General features: G+C 65.6%; 22 protein-coding genes, 4 tRNA genes and 1 pseudogene. 5 read left to right on the top strand and 22 right to left on the bottom strand.

The features are described from left to right. Window positions 1-140: 140 nt before the first annotated feature. From F9K20_RS11145 to F9K20_RS11105, 9 genes are all read right to left on the bottom strand, one after another. Window positions 141-217: transfer RNA gene (locus tag F9K20_RS11145), tRNA-Asp, on the bottom strand. Between the two features lie 105 nt (window positions 218-322). Next, window positions 323-829 (bottom strand): DUF1993 family protein, encoded by a 507-nt coding sequence (locus F9K20_RS11140; RefSeq protein WP_291001297.1) that lies wholly within the window; start codon window positions 827-829, stop codon window positions 323-325. 148 nt (window positions 830-977) lie between these two features. After that, a tRNA-Val gene (locus F9K20_RS11135) sits at window positions 978-1052 on the bottom strand. Window positions 1053-1204: 152 nt separating this feature from the next. Continuing rightward, window positions 1205-1504, bottom strand: coding sequence for an HU family DNA-binding protein (locus tag F9K20_RS11130; protein ID WP_291001442.1), 300 nt, complete (start codon window positions 1502-1504; stop codon window positions 1205-1207). 256 nt (window positions 1505-1760) lie between these two features. Further along, on the bottom strand, window positions 1761-4184 hold the full coding sequence (gene lon / locus F9K20_RS11125; protein WP_291001294.1) for an endopeptidase La: 2424 nt from the start codon (window positions 4182-4184) through the stop codon (window positions 1761-1763). Between the two features lie 279 nt (window positions 4185-4463). Beyond that, complete coding sequence (clpX, locus tag F9K20_RS11120; RefSeq protein WP_291001291.1) at window positions 4464-5717, bottom strand: ATP-dependent Clp protease ATP-binding subunit ClpX; 1254 nt, start codon at window positions 5715-5717, stop codon at window positions 4464-4466. Between the two features lie 341 nt (window positions 5718-6058). Beyond that, window positions 6059-6709 carry an ATP-dependent Clp protease proteolytic subunit gene (locus F9K20_RS11115; protein WP_291001288.1) on the bottom strand — a complete coding sequence of 217 codons (651 nt, stop codon included), beginning with the start codon at window positions 6707-6709 and terminating at the stop codon, window positions 6059-6061. 143 nt (window positions 6710-6852) lie between these two features. Continuing rightward, on the bottom strand, window positions 6853-8208 hold the full coding sequence (gene tig, locus F9K20_RS11110) for a trigger factor (RefSeq protein ID WP_291001285.1): 1356 nt from the start codon (window positions 8206-8208) through the stop codon (window positions 6853-6855). 55 nt (window positions 8209-8263) lie between these two features. Further along, a tRNA-Leu gene (locus F9K20_RS11105) sits at window positions 8264-8348 on the bottom strand. A gap of 263 nt (window positions 8349-8611) precedes the next feature. On the opposite strand from F9K20_RS11105, the gene F9K20_RS11100 reads away from it, so the two are divergent. Then, window positions 8612-9652 (top strand): cysteine synthase A, encoded by a 1041-nt coding sequence (locus F9K20_RS11100; protein ID WP_291001282.1) that lies wholly within the window; start codon window positions 8612-8614, stop codon window positions 9650-9652. A 280-nt stretch (window positions 9653-9932) separates the two neighbouring features. Next, window positions 9933-10805 carry a 3-mercaptopyruvate sulfurtransferase gene (sseA, locus tag F9K20_RS11095; RefSeq protein WP_291001279.1) on the top strand — a complete coding sequence of 291 codons (873 nt, stop codon included), beginning with the start codon at window positions 9933-9935 and terminating at the stop codon, window positions 10803-10805. 385 nt (window positions 10806-11190) lie between these two features. Here the strand turns inward: sseA and F9K20_RS11090 are convergent, their stop codons facing one another. The 4 genes and pseudogenes from F9K20_RS11090 to F9K20_RS11075 form a co-directional block, all read right to left on the bottom strand. Further along, a complete protein-coding gene (locus tag F9K20_RS11090; protein WP_291001441.1) occupies window positions 11191-13767 on the bottom strand; it encodes a PDZ domain-containing protein in 2577 nt (858 codons plus the stop codon). A gap of 321 nt (window positions 13768-14088) precedes the next feature. Beyond that, window positions 14089-14601 (bottom strand): annotated as a pseudogene (locus tag F9K20_RS11085) (adenylate/guanylate cyclase domain-containing protein); the annotation flags it as partial. 129 nt (window positions 14602-14730) lie between these two features. Continuing rightward, window positions 14731-14910 (bottom strand): hypothetical protein, encoded by a 180-nt coding sequence (locus F9K20_RS11080; protein ID WP_291001277.1) that lies wholly within the window; start codon window positions 14908-14910, stop codon window positions 14731-14733. A gap of 114 nt (window positions 14911-15024) precedes the next feature. Continuing rightward, window positions 15025-15099, bottom strand: a tRNA-Lys gene (locus F9K20_RS11075). Between the two features lie 138 nt (window positions 15100-15237). On the opposite strand from F9K20_RS11075, the gene F9K20_RS11070 reads away from it, so the two are divergent. Then, window positions 15238-16224, top strand: coding sequence for a DMT family transporter (locus F9K20_RS11070; protein WP_291001274.1), 987 nt, complete (start codon window positions 15238-15240; stop codon window positions 16222-16224). Window positions 16225-16231: 7 nt separating this feature from the next. On the opposite strand, the gene tgt is transcribed toward F9K20_RS11070, so the two are convergent. The 9 genes from tgt to F9K20_RS11025 form a co-directional block, all read right to left on the bottom strand. Beyond that, the gene (gene tgt, locus F9K20_RS11065) at window positions 16232-17371 is read right to left on the bottom strand and encodes a tRNA guanosine(34) transglycosylase Tgt (protein ID WP_291001271.1); all 1140 of its coding nucleotides are present in this window, start codon (window positions 17369-17371) and stop codon (window positions 16232-16234) included. 165 nt (window positions 17372-17536) lie between these two features. Further along, entirely contained in the window at window positions 17537-18628 is a 1092-nt protein-coding gene (gene queA, locus F9K20_RS11060) for a tRNA preQ1(34) S-adenosylmethionine ribosyltransferase-isomerase QueA (protein ID WP_291001268.1), read from the bottom strand. Beyond that, entirely contained in the window at window positions 18628-19074 is a 447-nt protein-coding gene (locus tag F9K20_RS11055; protein WP_291001265.1) for a DMT family transporter, read from the bottom strand. The genes queA and F9K20_RS11055 overlap by 1 nt, the downstream gene beginning before the upstream one ends. Before the next feature lie 32 nt (window positions 19075-19106). Further along, window positions 19107-19484: a DUF423 domain-containing protein gene (locus F9K20_RS11050; protein WP_291001262.1), complete on the bottom strand. Its 378-nt coding sequence runs from the start codon at window positions 19482-19484 to the stop codon at window positions 19107-19109. A gap of 39 nt (window positions 19485-19523) precedes the next feature. Continuing rightward, on the bottom strand, window positions 19524-19994 hold the full coding sequence (locus F9K20_RS11045; protein WP_291001259.1) for a peptidylprolyl isomerase: 471 nt from the start codon (window positions 19992-19994) through the stop codon (window positions 19524-19526). 68 nt (window positions 19995-20062) lie between these two features. After that, entirely contained in the window at window positions 20063-20443 is a 381-nt protein-coding gene (locus tag F9K20_RS11040; protein WP_291001256.1) for a four helix bundle protein, read from the bottom strand. A 44-nt stretch (window positions 20444-20487) separates the two neighbouring features. Then, window positions 20488-21030, bottom strand: coding sequence for a peptidylprolyl isomerase (locus F9K20_RS11035; protein WP_291001253.1), 543 nt, complete (start codon window positions 21028-21030; stop codon window positions 20488-20490). 191 nt (window positions 21031-21221) lie between these two features. Next, window positions 21222-21734, bottom strand: coding sequence for a pantetheine-phosphate adenylyltransferase (coaD, locus tag F9K20_RS11030; protein ID WP_291001250.1), 513 nt, complete (start codon window positions 21732-21734; stop codon window positions 21222-21224). 136 nt (window positions 21735-21870) lie between these two features. Further along, window positions 21871-22581 (bottom strand): OmpW family outer membrane protein, encoded by a 711-nt coding sequence (locus F9K20_RS11025; RefSeq protein ID WP_291001247.1) that lies wholly within the window; start codon window positions 22579-22581, stop codon window positions 21871-21873. 299 nt (window positions 22582-22880) lie between these two features. Here F9K20_RS11025 and F9K20_RS11020 point away from each other — a divergent pair, with 299 nt between their 5' ends. Together F9K20_RS11020 and F9K20_RS11015 are read left to right on the top strand one after the other, a co-directional pair. Further along, window positions 22881-23624, top strand: a complete 744-nt coding sequence (locus tag F9K20_RS11020; RefSeq protein ID WP_291001244.1) for a Crp/Fnr family transcriptional regulator — start codon at window positions 22881-22883, stop codon at window positions 23622-23624. A gap of 74 nt (window positions 23625-23698) precedes the next feature. Next, window positions 23699-24013 (top strand): GIY-YIG nuclease family protein, encoded by a 315-nt coding sequence (locus F9K20_RS11015; RefSeq protein ID WP_367115860.1) that lies wholly within the window; start codon window positions 23699-23701, stop codon window positions 24011-24013. Window positions 24014-24071: the final 58 nt, after the last annotated feature.

Raw genomic sequence — 24071 nt, 5'->3', positions numbered from 1 at the left:
CGAGCCGCCGTTGCCGCCGTCCGATGCTCGCGGGTTGATGGTAGGCCTCAGCTTTGAGATCGGCACGAGCCAGCGAGCCGACGCTAGGCACAGCGCCGGCCGGGAAAGTGGACGACTAACGAGCTAAACCATTGAAAGGGTGGCGCGAGAGACGGGACTTGAACCCGCGGCCTCCGGCGTGACAGGCCGGCGCTCTAACCAGCTGAGCTACTCCCGCAGTCAAAAACGCGCGCCCCGAGGGACGCGCTGGCCACGAAGCGATGACTTACGTGGCTCCCTCGGCGAAGTCAAGGAGACCGGGGCCGAGGGCCGCCAAAAGGGGCTAAACGCCGCCCAGGAAATCGAGCTTGCCGACCGGCACGCCATTGTGGCGCAGGATGTCGTAGGCGGTGGCGGCATGGAAATAGAAGTTCGGCAGGGCGAAGAACACCAGATAGTCCTGCCCCTTGAAGGTGAGATCGCGCGGGCCCGCCTTGAGGGAGATGTCGCGCCCCTCCGAGCCGTCGATCGCGTCCGGCTCGAGAGCGCCGATGAAGTCGAGCGTTTTGCCGATGCGGGCCTTGAGCTCGGGAAAGGTCTTCTCGGTGTCCTCGTAGCTTGGCACTGCGACGCCGGCGAGACGCGCCGCACAGCCCTTGGCGTGGTCGGAAGCTATTTGCACCTGCCGCGCGAAGGGGAACATGTCTGGTGCGAGGCGTGCGCCGATGAACACCGCCGGATCGATCTTGCGCTCGGCGGACCAGGCCGCCGCCTTATCGAGGATGGCGTCGAGCGCCTTCAGCGTGCGTTGAAACGCCGGCACCGACGCCTGGTACATGGACAGAGCCATCGTCCCCTCCCTTTGATTGTTTTGGACTTTACCGGGCGCAAGGCGCCCGTCATGGCAAAGCCATGCTCCGCATGGACGCAAGCGCCGGCCCTCAATAGAGCACCACGCCTATTGCGCGAAGTTTCTTGCAGCTTGTGCCGGTAAAAGATGGTGGGCGGTGAGAGGGTCGAACTCCCGACATCTTCGGTGTAAACGAAGCGCTCTACCACTGAGCTAACCGCCCGCTTCTCGATGGGCCCGCATGTAGCCCAGGTGCGCCGGCGAGCGCAATGCAGCCGCGCGCCGCCCCGCTCGCCTGAGCGCCCAAAAAGTACAGAGGCGCGCCGCGAGTTTCGCGACGCGCCGAACCCTTACCCGAAGGCGTACAAAGGCCGGTTAGTTCAGAATGTCCTTCAGGCCCTTGGAGGGGCTGAACTTCGGCACCCGCGAGGCGGGGATGTTGATCGTCGCACCGGTCGCCGGGTTGCGGCCTTCGCGTGCCTTGCGCTTGGCTACCTTGAAGGTGCCGAAATCCGGGATGCGAACCTCGTGGCCCTCGCGCAAGGCGCTGCGGATGTGCTCGAGCACGGCGTCGACCACCACAGTGGCTTTGTCCTTCGTGAGCTCGGCTTCCTTGGCGACGGCGTCGATCAAATCTTTCTTGCTCATCTCGTGTCCGTCCTTTGCGTTCGGAATTTGCGACTTGGGGGAGTGGGGCGGAAAGTCAGGGGGTCCCGCGCGTGTTGCTAAAGCCGCAACAGTGCGTGAGAGAAGCGCCCAATACGCGGCCCCGTCAAGGGGGAAATGGCGCGAATTTGCCCGAAAAACCTGGGGAAATGGAGCCTCACACGCGCACGTAGCAAGAACAAAAAACCCCGCGGCCGAGGGCCGCGAGGTTACCGTAGTTGCATGCCAAACTGCGCGGCGCTCTCAGCGAGCGCTGCGCAGCTGTTCAGTGCGCCGTCACCCGCGAGCCGGCCGCGCCGTCCTCGCTCTGGACGGCGGCGGCTTCCGCCGCCTCGTCCCAGACGATGCGCTCGGGCGTCCGCACCAGAGCGCTCTTGAGAACGTCATCGACCCGCGCCACCGGAACGATGTCGATCTTGTTCTTGATCTCCGCCGGGATCTCGGTGAGGTCCTTAACGTTCTCTTCAGGGATAATGACGGTTTTGATGCCGCCGCGCAGGGCCGCGAGCAGCTTTTCCTTGAGGCCGCCGATCGGCAGCACGCGCCCGCGCAGGGTGATCTCGCCAGTCATGGCGACGTCCTTGCGCACCGGAATGCCGGTCAGCACCGAGATGATGGCCGTCGCCATGGCGACGCCGGCGGAGGGGCCGTCCTTCGGGGTGGCGCCCTCCGGAACGTGCACGTGGATGTCCTTCCTCTCGAACAGCGAAGGATGGATGCCGAAATCGATCGAGCGCGAGCGCACGTAGGCGTTCGCAGCCTGGATCGACTCCTTCATCACGTCGCGCAGGTTGCCGGTGACGGTCATCTTGCCCTTGCCGGGCATCATGACGCCTTCGATCGTCAGCAGCTCGCCGCCGACCTCGGTCCAGGCAAGGCCGGTGACGATGCCCACCTGATCCTCGAGCTCGGCCTCGCCGTAGCGGTACTTCGGCACGCCGAGATAGGATTCGAGGTTCTCGGCCGTGACGACGACGATCTTCTTCGCCTCCGTCAGGATCTCCTTCACCGCCTTGCGGGCGAGCTTGGCGATCTCACGTTCGAGGGAGCGCACGCCGGCTTCGCGCGTATAGCGCCGCACCAGCTCCAGCAGCGCCGTGTCGTCGACCGTCCACTCTTCCGGCTCGAGGCCGTGCGCCTGACGCTGACCGGGGACCAAGTGCCGCTTGGCGATCTCGAGCTTCTCGTCCTCGGTGTAGCCGGCGAGGCGGATGATCTCCATGCGGTCCATGAGCGCCGGCGGGATGTTCATCGTGTTGGCCGTGGTGACGAACATCACGTTCGACAGGTCGTAGTCGACCTCGAGGTAGTGGTCGTTGAAGGTCGCGTTCTGCTCGGGGTCCAACACCTCGAGCAACGCCGCCGCCGGATCGCCGCGGAAGTCGGAGCCCATCTTGTCGATCTCGTCGAGCAGGAACAGCGGATTGGTCCGCTTCGCCTTGCGCATCGACTGGATCACCTTGCCGGGCATCGATCCGATGTAGGTGCGCCGGTGGCCGCGGATCTCCGCTTCATCGCGCACGCCGCCGAGGCTCATGCGCACGAACTCGCGCCCCGTGGCATTCGCCATCGACTTGCCGAGCGACGTCTTGCCGACGCCGGGAGGCCCGACGAGGCAGAGGATCGGCCCCTTGAGCTTGTTGGTGCGCGCCTGCACGGCGAGGTACTCGACGATGCGCTCCTTGACCTTATCGAGGCCGTAGTGCTCGGCATCGAGGATCTGCTGCGCCTCGTCGAGGTCCTTCTTGACCTTGCCCTTGATCCCCCACGGGATCGACAGCAGCCAGTCGAGGTAGTTGCGCACGACGGTGGCTTCCGCCGACATGGGGCTCATCTGCTTGAGCTTCTTCAGCTCGGCGAGCGCCTTGTCGCGGGCCTCCTTCGACAGCTTGGTGTTCTCGATCTTCTCCTCGAACTCGGCGATGTCGTCGCGCTCGTCAGAATCGCCGAGCTCCTTCTGGATCGCCTTCATCTGCTCGTTGAGATAGTACTCGCGCTGCGTCTTCTCCATCTGGCGCTTGACGCGCGAGCGGATCTTGCGCTCGACCTGCAGCACCGAGATCTCGCTCTCCATGAGCGTGTAGACGCGCTCCAGGCGCTCGGAGATCGTCGAGGTCTCGAGGATCTCCTGCTTGTCGGCGATCTTGATGGCGAGGTGCGAGGCGATGGTGTCGGCCAGCTTCGAGTAGTCCTCGATCTGCGCGACGTTGCCCAGGACCTCGGGCGAGATCTTCTTGTTGAGCTTCACGTAGCTCTCGAACTGCGTCACCGCGGAACGCGCGAGCGCCTCGATCTCCTCCTTGGCGCCGACGCTCTCCGGCACCTGCTCCACCTCGGCTTCGAAGTAGTTGGGGTTGTCGGTGTAGCGCTGGATGCGCGCGCGCGAGGTACCCTCGACGAGCACCTTCACGGTGCCGTCGGGCAGCTTCAGCAGCTGCAGCACGGAAGCGAGCGTGCCGACCGGATAGATGGCGTCGGTGGCCGGATCGTCGTCGCCGGCGTTCTTCTGCGCCGCGAGCAGGATGTGCTTGTCGGAGCGCATCACCTCCTCGAGCGCGTTGATCGACTTGTCGCGCCCGACGAACAGCGGGACGATCATGTACGGGAACACCACGATGTCGCGCAGCGGAAGCACCGGGTAGAGACCCTTGCCCGCCGTTTTGTCTTTTGTCTTCGTGTCGTCGCCCATTTCGCTACCTATCGTGGTCGCCTGCCGTTAACGTCCGGAGCGTCTGCCAAGCATAACTCCGAGCGCGCAATCAGGACATCAGAGAAGTATGCCCTGGCACTTTTGAGGCGGACGCCGCGCAGGTCAAATCAACCCGCCGCCTCAACCGACATTTCGCACAGCATCGCAGAAGCAGCGCCCCATGTGAAATGGGGCCGACTGCCGCTGGATCAAGAGCCGCCCATGCAACGTCGGCTTGCAGTCTGGAATGAGCCGCCTTCCCTCGGGCGGCTCGTCTGGTCAAGAGGCGCTCGAGCCCTTTTCATCGGCCCGATCGGAGTAGATGCGCAACGGACGCGCGCTACCTTCCACGACTTCCGGCCCGATGACGACCTCCTCCACACCTTTCAGGGCGGGAAGATCGAACATGGTGTCGAGCAGATTACCTTCCATGATGGAGCGCAGGCCGCGGGCACCCGTCTTGCGCTCGATCGCCTTGCGGGCGATGGCCTTCAGCGCATCGTTGGTGATCGTCAGCTTGACGTCCTCCATCTCGAACAGGCGCTGATACTGCTTGACCAGCGCGTTCTTCGGCTCGGTCAGGATCTGCACCAGCGCGTCCTCGTCGAGATCCTCCAACGTGGCGATGACCGGCAGGCGACCGATGAACTCGGGGATGAGTCCGAATTTCAACAGGTCCTCCGGCTCGACGCCGCGCAGCACCTCGCCGGTGCGGCGCTCATCGGCGCCGACAACCTTGGCGGCAAAGCCGATCGAGGTGCCCTTGCCGCGCCGCGAGATGATCTTCTCGAGGCCGGCGAAGGCGCCGCCGCAGATGAACAGGATGTTGGTCGTGTCGACCTGCAGGAACTCCTGCTGCGGATGCTTGCGACCGCCCTGCGGAGGCACCGAGGCGACGGTGCCCTCCATGATCTTCAACAGCGCCTGCTGCACGCCCTCGCCCGACACGTCGCGCGTGATCGACGGGTTGTCGGACTTGCGCGAGATCTTGTCGACCTCGTCGATGTAGACGATACCGCGCTGCGCCCGCTCGACGTTGTAGTCGGCGTTCTGCAACAGCTTGAGGATGATGTTCTCGACGTCCTCGCCGACGTAGCCGGCTTCGGTGAGCGTCGTCGCATCGGCCATGGTGAACGGCACGTCGAGCATGCGCGCCAGCGTCTGGGCCAGCAGCGTCTTGCCGCAGCCCGTGGGCCCGACGAGCAGGATGTTCGACTTGGCGAGCTCCACGTCGTTGTTCTTCGACGCGTGGTTGAGCCGCTTGTAATGGTTATGGACGGCGACCGAGAGCACGCGCTTGGCGTGGTCCTGGCCGATGACGTAGGAATCGAGGACCGCGCAGATCTCCTGCGGGGTGGGTACGCCGTCGCGCGACTTCACCAGGGTGTTCTTGTTCTCTTCCCGGATGATGTCCATGCACAGCTCGACGCATTCATCGCAGATGAATACCGTCGGGCCGGCAATCAGCTTACGCACCTCATGCTGGCTCTTGCCGCAAAACGAGCAATAGAGAGTGTTTTTCTCTTGAGCCATTTCGGATGTCTTACCCCTCCTCGGGCTGCTGTGCGTCGGATCAGCCGACGCTCGCCTTGGAAGATTCCTGTCTCGTTCCGCCTCCGCGGAGCGCGCTCCGAGTCCATTACAGTGATCTGAGCACGCTAGCGTTCTCTAGATCAAGATTGGATTAACGGACATCGGCCCGCGCTATACCGAAGCGGCTCGATTACCACAGTTTTGTGGCGACCTCGCGGTTGGCCGCAAAAACGGCCTCGGTCGGCGCCAGCATGGCCGTGGCAAGAGAGCATGAGCCCACCCGAGCGGGGAGGCAAGCGCTGCGCTTACCCTGCGGCCTTTCGGCTTGATTGACGGCCGTCTCAGGATGCGGCTTTGGCGTCCACCGGACCAAAGTCCACTTCCTCGCGGCTCGACAGAACCTTGTCGATAATGCCGAAGTCCTTCGCCTGATCTGCCGTCATGAAATAATCACGGTCTAGCGTGCGTTCAATAACGTCATAGCTCTGGCTGGTATGCTTGACGTAGACCTCGTTGAGGCGCCGCTTCATCTTGATGATGTCCTCGGCGTGGCGCTCGATGTCGGAGGCCTGACCGGAGAAGCCGCCCGAGGGCTGGTGCACCATGATCCTGGCGTTGGGCAGAGCATAACGCAGGCCCTTGCTGCCCGCGCACAGGAGCAGCGAGCCCATCGACGCCGCCTGTCCGATGCACAGCGTGGCGATCTGCGGGCGGATGAACTGCATGGTGTCGTAGATCGCCATGCCGGCCGTGACGACGCCGCCTGGCGAGTTGATATACATGGAGATTTCCTTTTTGGGATTCTCCGCTTCGAGGAACAGGAGCTGCATGCAGATCGAGGCCGCCATGTGGTCCTCGATCGGCCCCGTCACGAAGATGATGCGCTCCTTCAAGAGGCGCGAGGGCAGGTCGTAGCCGCGCTCGCCGCGGTTCGTCTGCTCGACCACCATCGGCCAGAAGGTGTTCGTTACTGTGCTGACCGGGTCGCGCATGGCCTTATCCTCTGCTTCGTTCGGGTCGGCAGCGCTCGAATCGCGCCGCGTTCCATCGTCCTTCTTGGGCAGTGCTGCCCCTGGGTGCAAGCCCCCCGGATGGCCGGGAGGCAGCTCGGCTATATAGGGTGGCCGAGCCGGAATTACGCCTCCGTAGCGTCTTCCACCTTCTGGAACAGCTCGTCCCGGGATACCTTCTTTTCCGCCGGCTTGGCCTTTTCGAGGACGAAATCGACGACCTTGTCCTCGAAGATCGGCGCCCGCAGCTCGGCCAGCGCGCCCGGCGTCTTCTCGTAGTATTCGTAGACCGTCTTCTCCTGGCCGGGGAAGCGTCGCGCCTGCTCGATCAGCGCCTTGCGCATCTCGTCCTGGGTGATCTTCAGGTCGTTCTTCTCGGCGATCTCGCCGATGACCAGGCCCAAGCGCACCCTCCGCTCGGCGATGCGCCGATACTCCTCGCGCGTCTCCTCCTCGCTCTTGCCCTCGTCGGCGAAGGTCTTGCCGGCGCGCTTCAGGTTGCCCTCGAGCTGCTGCCAGATGGCGGCGAACTCGTTGTCGACGAGCGAGGGCGGCAGCTCGAACGCGTGCGACTTCTCGAGCTGGTCGAGCAGCTCCCGCTTCAGCTTCTGGCGCGCGGCGCCGGCGTACTCGCGGGCGATCTGCGCCTTAACGAACTCCTTGAGCTGGGCCACGCTTTCGGCGCCGAGCGTCTTCGCGAAATCGTCGTTCACCTCCGGCCGGAGCGGCGCGGCGACCTCCTTCACCTTGACGGCGAAGGTGGCGGCTTTGCCGGCCAGCGTGGCGACCGGGTAATCCTCCGGGAAGGTGGCGGCAACGTCGCGCTCCTCACCCGCCTTGGCCCCGGCAATGCCTTCCTCGAAGCCGGGGATGAAGTTGCCCTGGCCGAGCACAATCGGCGCGCCCTCGGCGCTGCCGCCCTCGAACGCCTCGCCGTCGATCTTGCCGACGAAGTCGACCGTCACGCGGTCGCCGGTCTGTGCCGCGCGGCCTTCTTCCGGAGTGAAGGTGACGCTGCGCTCGACCAGCTCGCCAATGGCCTTGTCGACGGCCTCCTCGTCCACCTCGGCGACGAGCCGCTCGAGCTTCAGGCTCTTGAAGTCGGCGAGCTCGATGGCGGGCAGCACCTCGAAGGTCATCGAGTACGACAGGTCGGCCTGGCCGGAGAGCACACGCTCGATCTCCGCCTGGTCCTCGGGCAGGCTGACGCTCGGCTGCATCGCCGGACGCAGCTTGCGGTCGGCGAGCGCCTGGTTGCTCGTCTCGCGCACAGTGTCCTGCAGCACCTCGACCATCAGCGAGCGGCCGTACATCTTCTTTAGGTGCGGAACCGGCACCTTGCCCTTGCGGAAGCCCTTCAGCTGCACGCGGCCCTTGATCTCATCGAGCCGATCGGTGAAGCGCTTGCCGAGCTCTCCGGCGGGGACGACGACTTGCAGCGTCCGCTTCAGACCCTCGTTGCTCGTTTCGGTAATCTGCATCTCTCTCCAACCTGCTCGTAAAGCCGACGGGGCTCCGTTCCTGGCGCGCGTTGCGTGGTGCGGGCGGAGGGACTCGAACCCCCACGACTTGCGCCACTGGAACCTAAATCCAGCGCGTCTACCAATTCCGCCACGCCCGCGCGTCGCCCCCGTCGTCCGGCCGGCTTAACGCCAGTCCAATCTCGCCTTTCCGGCAAGTCGCTGCGGCTGTCGGGAACGATCGGGCGAAGATATATCTGGCGGCGCAAGTAAAAAGCAACGCCCTTCGCCGACGCCAAACGAACCAGACTCGGCTCGCCGCGGCGAACAAGCCTCCAAAGGTGCGAAAATTGCGCCCCCGCCGGCAGTTGCGAGCGGCAATATGCGCCGCTAGGGTCCCGCTTTCCTTCGTGGAGTTGCCCCCTTGACCCCCCGCTCGAGCGTCGCCGCCGCCGTCGGCCGCACGCCCCTTATCTACCTCCGCCGCGCCTCCGAGGAAACGGGCTGCACCATTCTCGGCAAGGCCGAGTTCATGAACCCCGGCGCCTCCGTCAAGGACCGCGCCGCCCTCGGCATCATCACCGATGCCATGCGCAGCGGGCGGCTGAAGCCGGGCGGCACCGTCGTCGAAGGCACCGCCGGCAACACCGGCATCGGCCTCACCGTGCTCGGCAATGCCCTTGGCCTGCGCACCGTGATCGTCATCCCCAACACGCAGTCGCAGGAGAAGAAGGACACGCTGCGCGTGCTCGGCGCCGAGGTGGTCGAGGTGCCGGCCGTCCCCTATCGCGATCCCAACAACTACGTGAAGTATTCCGCCCGCCTCGCCGAAGCCCTCGCCGCCAGCGAGCCCAATGGCGCCGTGTGGGCCAACCAGTTCGACAACCTCGCCAACCGCAACATCCACCTGGTGACGACGGCCGAGGAGATCTGGTCCGGCACCGAAGGCATGATCGACGGCTTCGTCGCCTCGGTGGGATCGGGCGGCACGCTCGGCGGCGTCTCGCGCGGGCTGAAGGCCAAGCGGGAGGGCATCCAGATCGCGCTCGCCGACCCGCCGGGCTCGGCGCTCTACTCCTACTACACCAGCGGCGAGTTGAAGGCCGAGGGCTCCTCCATCACCGAGGGCATCGGCCAGGGGCGCATCACCAGGAACCTCGAGGGCGCCCCCATCGACGTCGCCTTCCGCATTCCCGATGAGGAGTCGCTCGACATCGTCTTCCGCCTCACCAGCGAAGAGGGTCTTTGCTGCGGCGCATCGACGGGCGTCAACGTCGCGGGCGCCATGCGCCTCGCGCGCCAGCTGGGCCCCGGTCACACGATCGTGACGATCCTGTGCGACAGCGGTACGCGCTATCAGTCGCGGCTCTTCAACCCCGCGTTCCTGGAAAGCAAGTCGTTGCCCGTCCCCGCTTGGTTGCAGCGCGAAACATCGCAGCTACCCTCGGTTTTCACCACAGCATGAGGCGGTTTGGCCCGGCACAACCTTCGCCGTCCTTGCGGCCCTCGCCGCTTTTGCCTATGTCGGCTAGTGTCCCGCTTCCGAAGCTTGCCAGAGCCAGCGGCCAGGGCCGAGAGCTTCGGAAGCGGGACACTAGAATCATAAACTCGCTAGTGTGATTCAAATCGAGAAATTCGCTCACTACCTAGCTGCTTTAGGATGGCGAATTTCTCGATCATCACACTAGCCAGCGCGGCCGGACGAGCTGCGGGATAGAGTTCACGAGCCTGTAAGAGAGGGAAACGTGCTGGAAAGCGCCAAGAAGTGGATCGTCGAAACCGATTGGCTCGCCTCGCATCTCGACGCTCCCGATCTGCTCGTCTTCGACGCCAGCTGGCACCTGCCGACGGCGGGGCGCGATGCCAAGGCCGAATACCTGCAAGAGCACATTCCCGGCGCGCTGTTCTTCGACATCGACGACCTCACCGACGAGAAATCGTCGCTGCCGCACATGCTGCCCTCCACCGTGAAGTTCGCCTCGCGCATGAAGAAGATGGGCATCGGCGACGGCATGCGCATCGTCGTCTACGACACTCTTGGGCTGTTCTCCGCCGCCCGCGCGTGGTGGACCTTCCGCGCCATGGGGCACGAGGACGTCGCGGTGCTCAACGGCGGCCTGAAGAAGTGGAAGGCGGAAGGGCGCCCGCTGGAGGACGGCCCGCCGCGCAAGCGCACCGAGCGCCACTTCACGCCGCTGCTCAACGCCTCGCTCATCCGCGACATGGACGACATGAAGAAGGCGCTCGCCAAGCGCACGCAGATCGTCGATGCGCGCCCGGCCGGCCGCTTCGAGGGCAAGGAGCCGGAGCCGCGCCCCGGCTTGCGCAGCGGGCATCTGCCCGGCAGCCGCAACGTGCCCTCGCAGACGCTGATCAACGCCGACGGCACGCTGAAGAGCGAGTCGGCGCTGGCCAATATCTTTTCCGAGGCCGGCATCGATCCCAAGCTGCCCGTCATCACCACCTGCGGCTCGGGGGTGACGGCGTCGATCCTCGCCCTGGCGCTCGCCGTGCTGGGGCAGACCAACGCCGCCGTCTACGACGGCAGCTGGGCGGAGTGGGGCGCCGACAACGGGCTGCCCATCGAGACCGGCCCGGCCCGCGAGCTGACGTCGTAAGGCGCAGGTGGCACCCGCGCCCTACGCTATGCTCGGCACACGACCGCTCAGGCGCGGCGCGGACTTACTTACGTCATGGCCGGCGCGCGAGCTGACGTCGTAAGCTCACTTCGCCTTTGTGGCCGCTCTCTCCGTAGCGCACGCGGTGACTGGCGTAGATCCCGGCCGCCGCCGGGATGACGTCGTGAGAGGGAAGCCGATCGCAATCTCTCACGTCACCCCCAACGAAGGTCGGGTCCACGCCAGCTTCAGAGACGCTTTTCTGGCGAAACGCCCACGAACTGCTCGCCACTTGTGTGGAGCATCAGCTCACCAGGCAAAATTGGCTCTGGATCTAGATGCGACCGGCCCCGACGGCCGCCGGCCTTAATGGCACGTTTCAGTGCTAGCCCCGCGATGCGAGGTCCTTGATAGCGCGCACAGTGGCCGGCCCGAAAATTCCATCAATGGGACCGTCAAAGACCCGCTCTTGTTTGAGACGCCGCTGCAGCGCGCGCCCAAACGCCACCGACCAGTCACTCTCGGCTGTCACCCATTCAGCCGTGCGCGCATCGCCTGTCTGCAAAGCCTGAAGGACAAATTCGGCCGCTTGCTCGGGATCTTGCTCCACGCCCCAGCCGTTATGGTAGTGCACACCCAGGTTCGTCATCGAGGAGGGATCGCCAGCGTTTGCTCCCATGCGGAACCAGCGGACCGCCTCTGTATAGTCCTTAGGTACCCCCGAGCCATCCCTATAGAGGGCTCCCAGGGCGGTCATCGCGCTGGCCTCGCCCAACTCCGCCGCTTTGCGGAACCAGCGCGCCGCTTCGGCCTCGTCCTTGGCGACACCCCGCCCATCTCGGTAGGAAACGCCGAGATTGTGCATCGCGAAGGGCAAACCCATGTCCGCCGCCTTGCGGAACCAGCGCACGGCCTCGGCTTCATCCTTGGCGACGCCCTGCCCATCTCCGTAGGCAACGCCGAGAAGCGCCATTGCCCTGGGTTGTCCCAGCTCTGCGGCTTTGCGGTACCAGCGCACGGCCTCGGTTTCATCCTTGGCAACACCACGTCCACTTCCGTAGAGGTCGCCAAGACTGAGCATCGCCCCTGGATCACCCACGTCGGCCGCCTTGCGATACCAGCGCGCCGCCTCGGCCTCGTCTTTGGAGACACCACGCCCGCCTTCGTAGATAACGCCAAGATTGAACATCGCCTCGGCATTGCCGAGGTCAGCCGCCTTGCGATACCAGCGCGCCGCCTCGGCCTCGTCCTTGACGCCGCCGACCTCAGTTTGCAGCAGCGCTCCGAGCGCCATCATGGCGTCGGACGAGCCCGCGTCAGCGCGCTCGCGCAGGGCACGCATCAAATCGGCGCTTCCTTGGCCAAAGCGCGCGATCTCAAGCGTGACTTCGCTGCCGGGAGCCCAGCTCGCGACGATCTGAGCTAAGTCGCGGCTGGTTGCGGGTTTCCGTCCGTCGATCGTCAGAAGGACGTCGCCGGACCGAACCCCTGCGCGCTCGGCCGGGCTGTCTGCCGCCATGCGATCTATAAGCACTCCTTGCGGGGCCGCCATGTCCTTGGCGAGGGGCGGCGGCAGATTCGAGATCACCACGCCGAGCCAGCCGCGCGGCGCCAGACCGTCGCCAGGAAATCGGCCCAGCGTGGCGCGCAGGCTGTAACGTTCCCATTGGCGCTTGGCTGCGACGTCGCCACTCTTACTAACTTCCTGAGTGCCCTCGCAGGGCACTTCCACCGTCCTGCCGATGCTCGGCAAGTACTTGCGACACTCGTTATCGGCTTTCTCCCTCGGTTCGGGTGCGGCTGGTGGGCTCGGCGCAACGGCCGACGGTGTGGCGGGAGCGCCCGCAATCCGACTTGCATCCCGAAGCGCCACTTTCAAAGTGTCGCCGAACTCACCGTCGATCGGCGCGCTGTAAACCCCCAGCTCTCGAAGCTGAGTCTGCAGCCATTTCCTGTCATCAACGGTCATACGCTCTGCGTTGGTCATGACATACTCGGCCAGAGCTGGGTCGCCGCTTCGCAACGCCATCCGAACAAGGCGAGCGGCTTGGTCTTCATCCTTCTCCACGCCCTGTCCGCGGTGAAGCATCAGACCAAAATTGAGCATTCCTCTAGCGTCGTTGTCTTCTGCCGCGCTACGGAACCATCGCGCCGCGGCATCGTCGTTCGCCGTGACGCCTTGGCCCAGTTGGTAAGCGAGACCCAAGGCCACCATCCCTGCGGGATCACCGCCTTCCGCGCTTTTCCTGAACCAGCTCACGGCCTCCTGATCGTCTCTTGGCACGCCAGCGCCATTTGCGTAGCACGAGCCCAGAAAGGTCATTGCCGCCGTGCTGCCCAGCTCGGCGGCCCTGCGATACCACCGTATCGCCTCGGCTTGGTCTTTCGCGACACCAACGCCCTCCCAGTAGCGAAAACCGAGAGCGTTGATCATATCGATGTCATCGGCCTCCGCCGCCGCCCGAATCCAGCTCATCCCTTCTGCGCCTGCGGCGCGATCCTTGTGATAGAGATAGGCGAGGTAGATCTTCGCATCTTCGCTCCCCAAAGCCGCGCCGCGCTCGTAGAGGCGTTTCGCCTCGCTTTCACTCTTGGAACCGCCGACACCGAACTCGCGTAGGCGCCCGAGTGCGGTTACGGCTTGCGCGTCGTCGGCCTGCGCGCGATCGCTGACCCGCCGCAGGAGATCCGCGGCGCCGTCACCGGAGCGTGCGATCTCGAGCGTCACGTCGCTGCCGGGAGAATGCTCGCCCACCGTACGTATGAAGTCTCGCGCATCCTTGGGTGCGCGACCGTCGATATTCAGTAGGATATCGCCGATCCGAATGCCGGCAGCTTCGGCAGGACCGTTCTCGAACCAGTCAATGACCCAGGCGCTCTTGGGCTCGCCAGCTCCGAGCACCTTGGCGAGGGACGAACCCAAGTCGACTACCCGAACGCCGAGCAGGCCACGCGGCTTCATGCCCTCCTGGGGTGAACGTCCGAGCTTGACGCGCAGGCTTTGCCGCTCGATCGGGAGCTTTGCTAAGTCATCTCCCCTTTTCTCGGCAGTCGGAGACGTCGGTGCCGTGGGGGTCCCCGGTACGGCCTGGCTCGCGGCCGTCTTGGCTTGCTCCGCCGCGACGATCTGCGGGCCAGCAGCTCCGATTTCGGAAGAAGACCAGAGGGGCAGGAGCGAGCGCGTGAAAACGTACACGCCGACCCCTGTCACGGCGATCATGAGCACTGCAGCCAGGCCGAGGACGCGCCAGTCCATCGGGCTGTGCGCGGGCACTTTCCCCGATTGAGCGAGCGCCACCGTATAGGCATGCACGCGCTCGGGAATGTTCTTGAGCTGCAGCCACCCCAGGTCGTCGAACTTAAGGGAAATCTTGCTGCTGACCGCTTCATGCACGGCACGCGAGATGCAAATTCCCCCCGCCGGCGCCATCCCTTCGAGGCGGGAGGCGATGTTGACCCCGTCGCCCAGGAGATCACCATCCCGCTCGACCACGTCGCCGATGGTGATGCCGATCCGGAAGCTCATTTGCCGACCAGCGGCGTAGGCGAGATTGCGTGTCCGCAAGCTCTCCTGCACGTCGACCGCACATCGGATGGCATCGACCGCGCTCTGGAACTCCGCCAGCGTGGCATCTCCCGCGGTGTTGAAGATGCGCCCGCCGTAGCGGGCGACGAAATCCTCGAACACCGCACGGTAGATCCCCAGCCGGTGCAGCGTCTCCTCTTCGTCCTCTGCCACCAGCCTGCTGTAGCCAGCGATATCGGCCGCCAAGATGGCCGCAATCTTTCGCTTCATTGCACGGGACCCACCCATCCTTGGGGCATATTGTGGGGCAAAGAGTCTAGTCCCGCCTGGCTGCGCTGTCGCGCCGTTTCGAGCCGGATGGGATCAGCTCGGCAATAGCTAACGAAAATCGACCGCGTGCTAGGAGCCTTCTCCACCGACGTGCGCCAGGATGGCCTTGGCCAGCGCCGCGGCGCGCTCCGCCGGCAAGTCGATGGCGGTGATCTCGCCCAGCTCGTCGATCAGGATCGCCACCTGCCCGTGGCCGCGCTCGGTGACCTCGATCGAGCCGCTCGGGGTTTCGCACGCGAAAATCGCCATCGCATTCCTCAGTCGCCTGCCACGCGCCGACCATATAGCGCAGCCGGCGGGGAGCCGGCAGGCGCGGGGCGCGCGGCTCACTGAAGCGTGAAGGCGGCAATGGCTGGAGAAGATTGGTGAGCCCGGATGGGATCGAACCATCGACACCCTGATTAAAAGTCAGGTGCTCTACCACTGAGCTACGGGCCCCAACGTGCCGTGCTTGTAGGCGGCGCGGGGCGCTCCGGTCAAGGCGAGCCCGGCACGGGGCGCCATGCGGTGAGCGCTTCTCCCCTGCGCGCATTGGCGATTAGCCGGCGCGGCAAGCTTGCGCTATGAGAGCCGCCCATGGACGACAGAACCGGAACAGAGGTCGCCGCCCGCAGGGCGGAGGGACGGGTGCGCGCCGGCGCTCAGCCGCGGCGCGAGGCGATGATCCCGGCCGCCGATCGCGTCAAGGCGATCGGGCTGATGTGCCTTGCGGTGGCGCTGTTCTCGGCCCTCGATACCTCGGCCAAATACCTCGTCACGCACGGTAGCCTGCCCATGGTGCAGGTGGTGTGGGCGCGCTTCCTCGGCCAGTTCCTGATGATGCTTTCACTGCTCAGCGCGCTGCCGCTGACGGCACTGCTCGGCACGAAGAAGCTCAAGCTCGAGCTGCTGCGCTCCTTCCTCATGGTGTCGACGACGGCGTGCAACTTCCTCGCCCTGCGCCATTTGCGCCTCGACCAGACCGTGTCGGTGGCGTTCCTGGCGCCGCTCATCGTGGCGCTGCTGGCGGGACCGTTCCTCGGCGAGTGGGTCGGCTGGCGGCGGCTGATCGCGATTCTCGTCGGCTTCATCGGCGTGCTCATCGTCGTGCATCCGGGCATCGGCGGCCTGCATCCGGCCTTCGCCTTCGCGTTTGCCGGCATGCTCGCCTACGCCTTCTTCATGCTGCTGACGCGTTTCCTCGCCGCCCACGATGCCCCGCTCGTCATGCTGTTCTATTCGATCCTGCTCGGCACCTTCGCGCTCGCCCCGTTCGCGCTCTGGCAGTGGGTGTGGCCTGAGACGCTGTCCGAGTGGCTCTTGCTGCTGGCGCTCGGCACCTTCGGCGGCGCCGGACACTACCTGTTCATCCACGCCTACCGGCTGGCGCCGGCCTCCAGCGTGGCGCCGTTCCTCTACGTGCAGATCCTGACCATGGTCGCCTTCGGCTTCGCCGTATTCGGCGATATGCCCGACGTGTGGACGCTCGTCGGCGCGGCGGTGATCATCGCCTCGGGCATCTACCTCCTCCATCGCGAGCGCACGCTGCGAGAAGAGGTGACGCCGACCACCGACCCGATGTGAGCCCGGGTCAGTCTGCGGGCTCCCCGTTGAGGCGGGCGAGCGTTGCTTCGGCCCAGGAGGCGAAGCGGCCCTCCTCGATAGCGAGGCGCATCGCCGCCATCAGCTCCTGGTAGAAGGCCGTGTTCACCCACGACAGCAGCATGGCGCCGAGGTACTCGCCCGACTTGACGAGGTGGTGCAGGTAGGCGCGTGAGTAATCGCGCGCCGCCGGGCACGAGCTTTCGGGATCGAGCGGCGCCGGGTCCTCGGCGTGGGAAGCGTTGCGCAGGTTCACCTTGCCGCCCCACGTGAAGGCGAGGCCGTGGCGGCCGTTGCGCGTCGGCAGCACGCAGTCGAACATGTCGATGCCGCGCGCCACCGAGAGGATGAGGTCGTCGGGCGTGCCGACGCCCATCAGGTAGCGCGGCCTATCTGCCGGCAGGTGCGGGAGCACGCCGTCGAGCGTCCGCAGCATCATCTCCTGGCCCTCGCCGACCGCGAGGCCGCCGATGGCGTAGCCGGGAAACTCCATGCCGACCAGCGCATCGGCCGAGCGCCGACGCAGCTCAGCGTCGGTGCCGCCCTGCACGATGCCGAACAGCGCCTGTCCCGGCGCCGCGCGCTCCGCAAAGGCGATGCGCGCCCGCTCCGCCCAGCGCAGCGACAGCTCCATGGCGCGCTCGGCCTCCTTGCGCTCGGCCGGGAGCTCGATGCACTCGTCGAGCTGCATCTGGATGTCGGCGCCGAGCAGGCACTGGATGTCGACGGCGCGCTCGGGCGTGAGCATGTGGCGCGAGCCGTCGATGTGCGAGGCGAAGCGCACCCCCTCCTCGCTTACCTCGCGGATCTTGCTCAGCGACATCACCTGGAAGCCGCCGCTGTCGGTGAGGATCGGCCCGTCCCAGCGCATGAATTTATGCAACCCGCCGAGGCGCGCGACGCGCTCGGCGCCGGGGCGCAGCATCAGGTGATAGGTGTTGGCGAGCACGATGTCGGCGCCGGCCGCCTTCACCTGGTCGAAGTACAGCGCCTTGACGGTGCCGACGGTGCCGACCGGCATGAAGGCGGGCGTGCGCACGCGCCCATGCGGCGTTGCGATCTCGCCGAGGCGCGCCTGCCCGTCCTGCTTGATCAGGCTATATCCGAAACTCGTCACCCGTTCCTGCATCCGTTCGTTCGCACTCGTCTTTCTGTCATCCCGGAAGCCGTCATGGCGAAGCCATGCTCCGCATGGACGAGTAGCAACGGCGATCCGGGATCCAGCGAAAGAGCCGTCGAAGACGCCTTAGTCAAGGGCCTGCGGCGACTCTCTCCTGGGTCCCGGCTCTCGGTCCTACTCTCCCTCGGCCGGGACGACAGAAGGGAACAAGAGGCAGGCGTCGCCGTAGGAGTAGAAGCGATAGCCGGCGGCGATGGCGTGGGCATAGGCCGCCTTCATCCTCTCCAGCCCCGCAAACGCGGCGACCAGCATGAACAGCGTCGAGCGCGGCAGGTGGAAGTTGGTCATCAGGACGTCGACGGCGCGGAAGCCATAGCCCGGCGTGATGAAGATATCGGTGGCGCCGTGGAAGGGCCTTATCTCGCCGTCGCGGGCGGCGGTCTCCAGCAGGCGTAGCGAGGTCGTGCCGACGGCGACGATGCGCCCGCCCCGCGCCCGTACCGCGTTCAGCGCCGCCGCCGTCGCGGCGGACACCTCGCCGGTCTCGGCGTGCATCTTGTGGCCGCCCGTATCCTCGGCCTTCACGGGCAGGAAGGTGCCGGCGCCGACGTGCAGCGTCACGAAGTGGCGCGAGATGCCGCGGGCTTGAAGCGTCGCCATCAGCTCGGGCGTGAAGTGCAAACCGGCGGTCGGCGCGGCGACGGCGCCATCGCGTGCCGCAAAGACGGTCTGATAGTCGGTGCGGTCGGCCGCCTCCACGGCGCGCCGTCCGGCGATGTAGGGCGGCAGCGGCATTTCCCCCACGGCGGCGATGACGGCATCGAGCTCGGACCCTGAAAGGTCGAAGTCGATGTCCACCTCGCCATTTTCGCCGCGCGCGGCGACGGTGGCATCGAGCGCGCCGGCAAGGCACACGTTGCCGGAATGACCGAACTGCAGGCGGTCCCCCTCGTGCAAGCGCTTGGCCGGCCGCGCCAGGGCACGCCAGCGAGCGGGGCCGAGCCGCTCGATCAGCGTCACCGCAATGTGCGCTTCAAGCTCGCCGCGCCGGCGCACGCCTGCGAGCGCCGCCGGAATGACGCGCGTATCGTTGAAGACCAACGCATCGCCGGCGCGCAGCAGGTCGGGCAGATCGCGCACGCCGCGGTCCTCGAACGGCGCACCGCCAGCGGGGACGATGAGCAAGCGCGCTGCATCGCGCGGGCTGATCGGATGCAGCGCGATGCGCTCCTCGGGCAGATCGAAATCGAACAGCTCCGTGCGCATCAGGAGGTGCTGATCAGCAGCGCGCCGACGACCAGGAGAACGGCGCCCGTCACGCGCCCCAGCGTCAGCTCGCGCACCACGAGGTCGAAGTAGCCGAGACGGTCGAGCAGCAATCCTGCCAAGAGCTGCCCGGTGACGATGAAGGCCATGGTCGCGGCGGCACCGACCTTGGGCGTCAGGATGAGCGCCGAGGTCACGAACGCGGCGCCGAGGCAGCCGCCGGCGAGGAACATCCACGACGGTGGCATGTGCCAGGCGATGGCGACGCCCTGCACCCGCGCGAGGACGAAGGTGATGAGGATGAGCACCACTGAGCCGGCAACGAAGTTGGCGGCCGCGGCCGCCAAGGGCATGCCGAGAGCCTGCGCGAGCTGCGCGTTGATGGGTCCCTGCAGCGCTATCATCATGCCCGACAGGATGCCGAGCAGCGCCCAGACGAGGTCCATGCGCGGTGTCCTCCTTTGCTGAGCCCCCGCACCTAGCCGCGATGCGCGAGGACTTCCCAAAGCCCCGCCGCCGCCAGCACCAGCCAGCCAAGGATCATGGTCGTGCCGCCGGTCGGCGCCGCCATGGGAAACAGGCGAACGCCCCATAGGACGCGCGCGGTGACGGCGCCCGAGAACAGCGAGGCGCCGATCAGAAGGATCAGCGCCGCGACGAGGAAGCCGGACGCGTGCGCAGCGCGCATCGCCACGGCGATGACCGCCAGCGCCGCCGCGGCGTGGATCATGAGCAGCTGCGCCGGCGGCGTCAGATCGGAAAGCGCGGTGCCGTGCGCCCCTGCCGCCGCCAGCGCGACGCCGGTCGCTCCCACCAACCCGGCATAGACGACGAGCGCCGCTGCAGCCTGCATCATCGTTTCCGTCTCCATGGGTATCGTGCCCCCGTCCTTGGCTCAAGCGTCGGCGCCAACCTTTACCGAGATCATCTTGTCGGGGTTCTGCACCGGCTCGCCGCGCTTGATCTTGTCGACGTTCTCCATGCCCTCGATCACCTTGCCCCACACCGTGTATTTGTTGTCGAGGAAGGTGGCGTCGTCGAAGACGATGAAGAACTGGCTGTTGGCGCTGTCGGGGCTCTGCGCGCGCGCCATCGAGCACACCCCGCGCACGTGCGGCTCGGCGTTGAACTCGGCCTTGAGGTTCGGGTAGCTCGAGCCACCGGTGCCGGTGCCCTTGGGGCAGCCGGTCTGCGCCATGAAGCTTTCGATGACGCGGTGGAACGGAATGCCGTTGTAGAAACCTTCGCGGGCCAGCTGCTTGATGCGCTCGACGTGCTTGGGCGCGAGGTCGGGGCGCAGCTCGATGACCACGCGGCCCTTGGTCGTCTCGATGATCAGCGTGTTTTCCGGATCGGGGGTCGCCATGGTTGTCTCCGTTTCTGGGGCAGTAGGCAGTGGGCATTTGGCAGTAGGCGTTGGGGGCAGGCACAAGATCAGCCGGAGTTCTCGATTGACCGGATGAGGCTGCGAAGCATCTTGCCGATCATCTCGCACTTGGTGAGCAACGCGTCGACCGCCGCCTTGTCAACAAGTTCAACGCGCTCTGCAAGAAGCGCGTGAGTCTCGAACTCCTTAAGCGATCCTTGCGCAACGCGCAGATGCTGCAGATATGCCCCCTTGCTGTCCCGCCCATAGCCCTCGGCAATGTTGGCGGGAATCGAGGTGCCCGCGCGCCGAATCTGCGAAGTCAGCCCGTAGCTCTCGTCCTTGGGAAAGCCTGCGGTCAGTCTGTAGGCCATCTCGGCAAGGTTCATCGCCTCCTGCCAAACGACCAGATCTCTGTACGAACTGATGGAGGCTTTCCGTTCCAACATAGCAGCATCGCCTACTGCCGAGTGCCTACCTGCCCACTGCCTCACTACTTGGCCGACTGCAGGTAGACCTTCTCCATGACGTCCGGGATGGCCGGCGGCTCGCCCTTGGCGATCTTGTCGACGTTGTCCATGCCTTCGATGACCTCGCCCCACACCGTGTACTGGCCGGTGAGGCCGGAGCAGCCCGTGTCGTCGAAGCAGATGAAGAACTGGCTGTTGGCGCTGTTGGGGTCGGCGGTGCGCGCCGCGCCGACGGTGCCGCGCTTGTAGGGCTCCTGCGTGAACTCGGCCGGCAGGTCGGGATAATTGGAGCCGCCCGAGCCGGTCCCCGTGGGATCGCCCGTCTGCGCCATGAAGCCGCCGATGACGCGATGGAATTTGAGCCCGTCGTAAAAGCCTTCCTTGGCCAGCGTCTTGACGCGCTCGACGTGCTTCGGCGCCAGGTCGGGGCGCAGCTTGACCAGCACCTTGCCGTTCTTGGTCTCGATGACGAGGACGTCGCCATCGCCGCCCGTCGTCGACTGATCCGAGCAGGCAGCCCCAGCGATGACGCAGAAGGCCAGAGCAAAGCATGTCAACATCCGCATGGCGCGTCCCCTCCGGTCTCTGTGCTGAGAGCCCTGCCGCCGCATGGCGCAGTCGCCGTGGACGGCATTCTTAACCTTCCTGGCCAGCGTGCTGCAACTTGCGAGTAGCGGATAGAGAGTAGGGAGTAGGAAGCAGCGGGGCGGACCGGAAGATGCTGCGCCAGAAGCGCGACTTGTCTATTCGCTACTCGCTATTCGCTTCCTGTCCAGCGCCTTGCCTTGGACTTGAGCCGCTGGCCGACGGCCGCTGACACGAACGGCGCCACGTCGCCGCCCATCAGCGCGATCTGCCGCACGAGGCTTGCCGCGATGTGGCGCACGCCGGGTGCGGCGGCGACGAACACCGTCTCGACGCCCGGCGCCATCGCCGCGTTCATGCCGGCCATCTGCATCTCGTAGTCGAAGTCGCTGGCATCGCGCAGCCCGCGCACGATGACGCCGGCTCCCGCCCCGCGTGCGGCGTCGACGGCGAGACCGGCGAAGGTGACGATGTCGATGCTGGTGCCGGTACGCGCAGTGATCGCCTTCACCTCCGCTTGCAGCATGGCGATGCGCTCGTCCGCTGTGAACATTGGCTGCTTGGCGTCGTGCGTGCCGATGCCGATAACCAAGCGGTCGACCAGCCGGCAGGCGCGCGCGATGACGTCGGTGTGCCCGAGCGTCACCGGGTCGAAGGAGCCGGGATAGAAGCCAACGCGTTTCATGGACGCCGTAAGTTGCTGGGCGCACTCACCGGGTGCGCAAGTGCGATGCTACAATGGCCTAGCGCATCGCCGTAAACAAATGGGCCCGGCGCAAGCCGGGCCCAAGATGGCTCAGGATCGTTGTCGATACCTCGTATTACTTCAGCGGAGCGGCCGCGGTGCGCGCACCGAAGATGTCCTCGAGGTTGAAGCGGTAGCCGAGGTTCGCCGTCACGAACCACGGATCGAGGTCATGCTTGGCGACGACCGTTTGGCCGAGGTTGTTGTTGACCCAGGTGATCTCGGTGTCCTCCCAGACCTTCTTCACGTCGAGGCCGATTGACCAGCCCTGGCCCAGATCGATATCCGTGCCCACTTGCAGCGCGAAGCCGAAGCTGTCGTCGAAGTCGGCGCCGCCTCCGATATTCGACTTGGAGTCGAAGTAGTGGATCCACTCGACGCCAGCGCCAACGTAGGGCTTGAACGCACCGAAACCATCGAAGTGGTACTGCAACGTCAGGATCGGCGGGAAGGCCCAAGTCGAGGCGAGCTTGCCATACTGCGCCAGGCTGCCCTTACCCGTGACATTGACCTGATCGAAGCAGCAGAAGAGCTCGACAGCCCAGTGCTTGTCGAAGAAGTAGGCGAGCGTGAGTGTGGGGATGACGTTGTCATTGGTCTCCGCCGAGGCGTTTGGCACCGCTGCGCCGCCGAGGGTCACCGATTTCGTATCGTCATCGAGCAGAACCCCGGTGACCCCAACCTTCACCTGGAAGTTGCCATTGCTGTCGCCTGCCTGGGCGGGGAGAGCCATCGCCGCGCCGGCCAGCAGCGCAGTTGCGCCAAGCCAAAGAGTCTTTGCTCGCATCATCGTGCCCCTTTTCCAACCCGCCCGGCACGAGCACCACGGCGCGCACCGAGTCGGACCAATCGATGTGCACAGCCTTCGCCTAAACCTGTGAATTGCCGAGGAATTACCTTCCCCCGCACCTGACTCAGGTCAGGTCGCGACGGGTACTCTGCGGTCTGTTGCGTGCTCGACACGACAAGCTTGATGCCTATCAAAGAAGCTGCGGTGTCTACGCCGCCCGGGCGCTTCGTCGCAGGTCGCCGGCGTTTGACAAGGATCAAGGACCCGCCTCGCCAATGCCTGGAGAGTTCGCGGTCATGTCGACTCTTCTGCAGAACGCCGCGCCCGCCGTGAGCCAGCATCAGTCTTCCCAACGATCGGCGCCCAAGGCTGGCGAGCCCGAAGCGGCTTTGCGCGAGCACGCAACGGCGGTGCGTGCCCGGCGCCGCCAACGCCTGGCGCTCGACAATGCCCAGGCGGACGCCGTCTATATCGTGCGTTCGGGGCTGCTCGGCATCGAGGCGGCCTCGCCCGGCAAGCATCGGCAATTGCTCGAGCTCTTTTACCCGGGCGACATCATCCGCCGCTCGCTGGTCCCCGACCTTCCGGGCATCACGCTGACCGCGCTCAACGTCACCGAGGTGTGGCGGCTACCGGGGCGCAGCTTCGATGCACTACTGGCGGCGAGCCCCGAGCAGAGCGCACACGCTCACCGGCGCCTCGCCGACCAGCACGCACGCGCGACGCTGCACGCTTCCATCATCGGCGCCTTGAATGGCGACGAGCGTTTCGCCTCACTCCTGGTGGAGCTCGGCCTGCGGCTGGGAGCGGCGGTGCCGGCTGGCATCTCCATCGACGTGCCGCTGTCGCGCACCGACATCGCCGACTATCTGGCGCTCAACCCCGACACGCTGAGCCGCATCACCTCGCGCTTCAAGGCACGCGGACTGCTGATGCACCTAGGCGGCGGGCACACGGTGCTGCCTGCCTGGGACGCGCTCCTCGGTGCGAGCCCCGTCGCCACCACGCTGCAAGCGCTGCACGCCCCCCGCCCCGCCTGAGTCGGCCGCGCGCCACTGTCATCCTCGGGCTTGTCCCGAGGACCCAGGGCGCAGCACACTGCAACGCATGGTGAGTGCGTTACATCGCTACTGGGTCTGCATCCTCGCGAGCCAGCCTCGCGGTACGCTCTATATCCAACAACATCCTCGGACGCGTAGAGCTGCATCGCGCGGGCAAGGGCTCCGGCTTCACGTCGAAGTATGGCGTCTCGATGCTGGTGTGGTTCGAGGAGTTCGATCGTATCGAAGAAGCCATCCAGCGCGAGAAGTCGCTGAAGCGCCATCTGCGGCAGTGGAAGATCAACCTCATAGAGCAATCCAACCCGCAGTGGATCGATCTCTACCCTGGGCTCGCAGCGTGTAACGACTTCGGCGACGCAGAGACTTGAAAGTTGGGTCCTCGGGACAAGCCCGAGGATGACTTTTGTTTCCGGGGTCGCGCTCGGG

The sequence above is a fragment of the Hyphomicrobium sp. genome (genome assembly GCF_009026145.1).
In the GTDB taxonomy this organism is placed as follows: domain Bacteria; phylum Pseudomonadota; class Alphaproteobacteria; order Rhizobiales; family Hyphomicrobiaceae; genus Hyphomicrobium_A.
The sequence above is the reverse complement of the archived record's forward strand: the minus strand, read 5'-3'. Positions and strand labels throughout refer to the sequence as shown.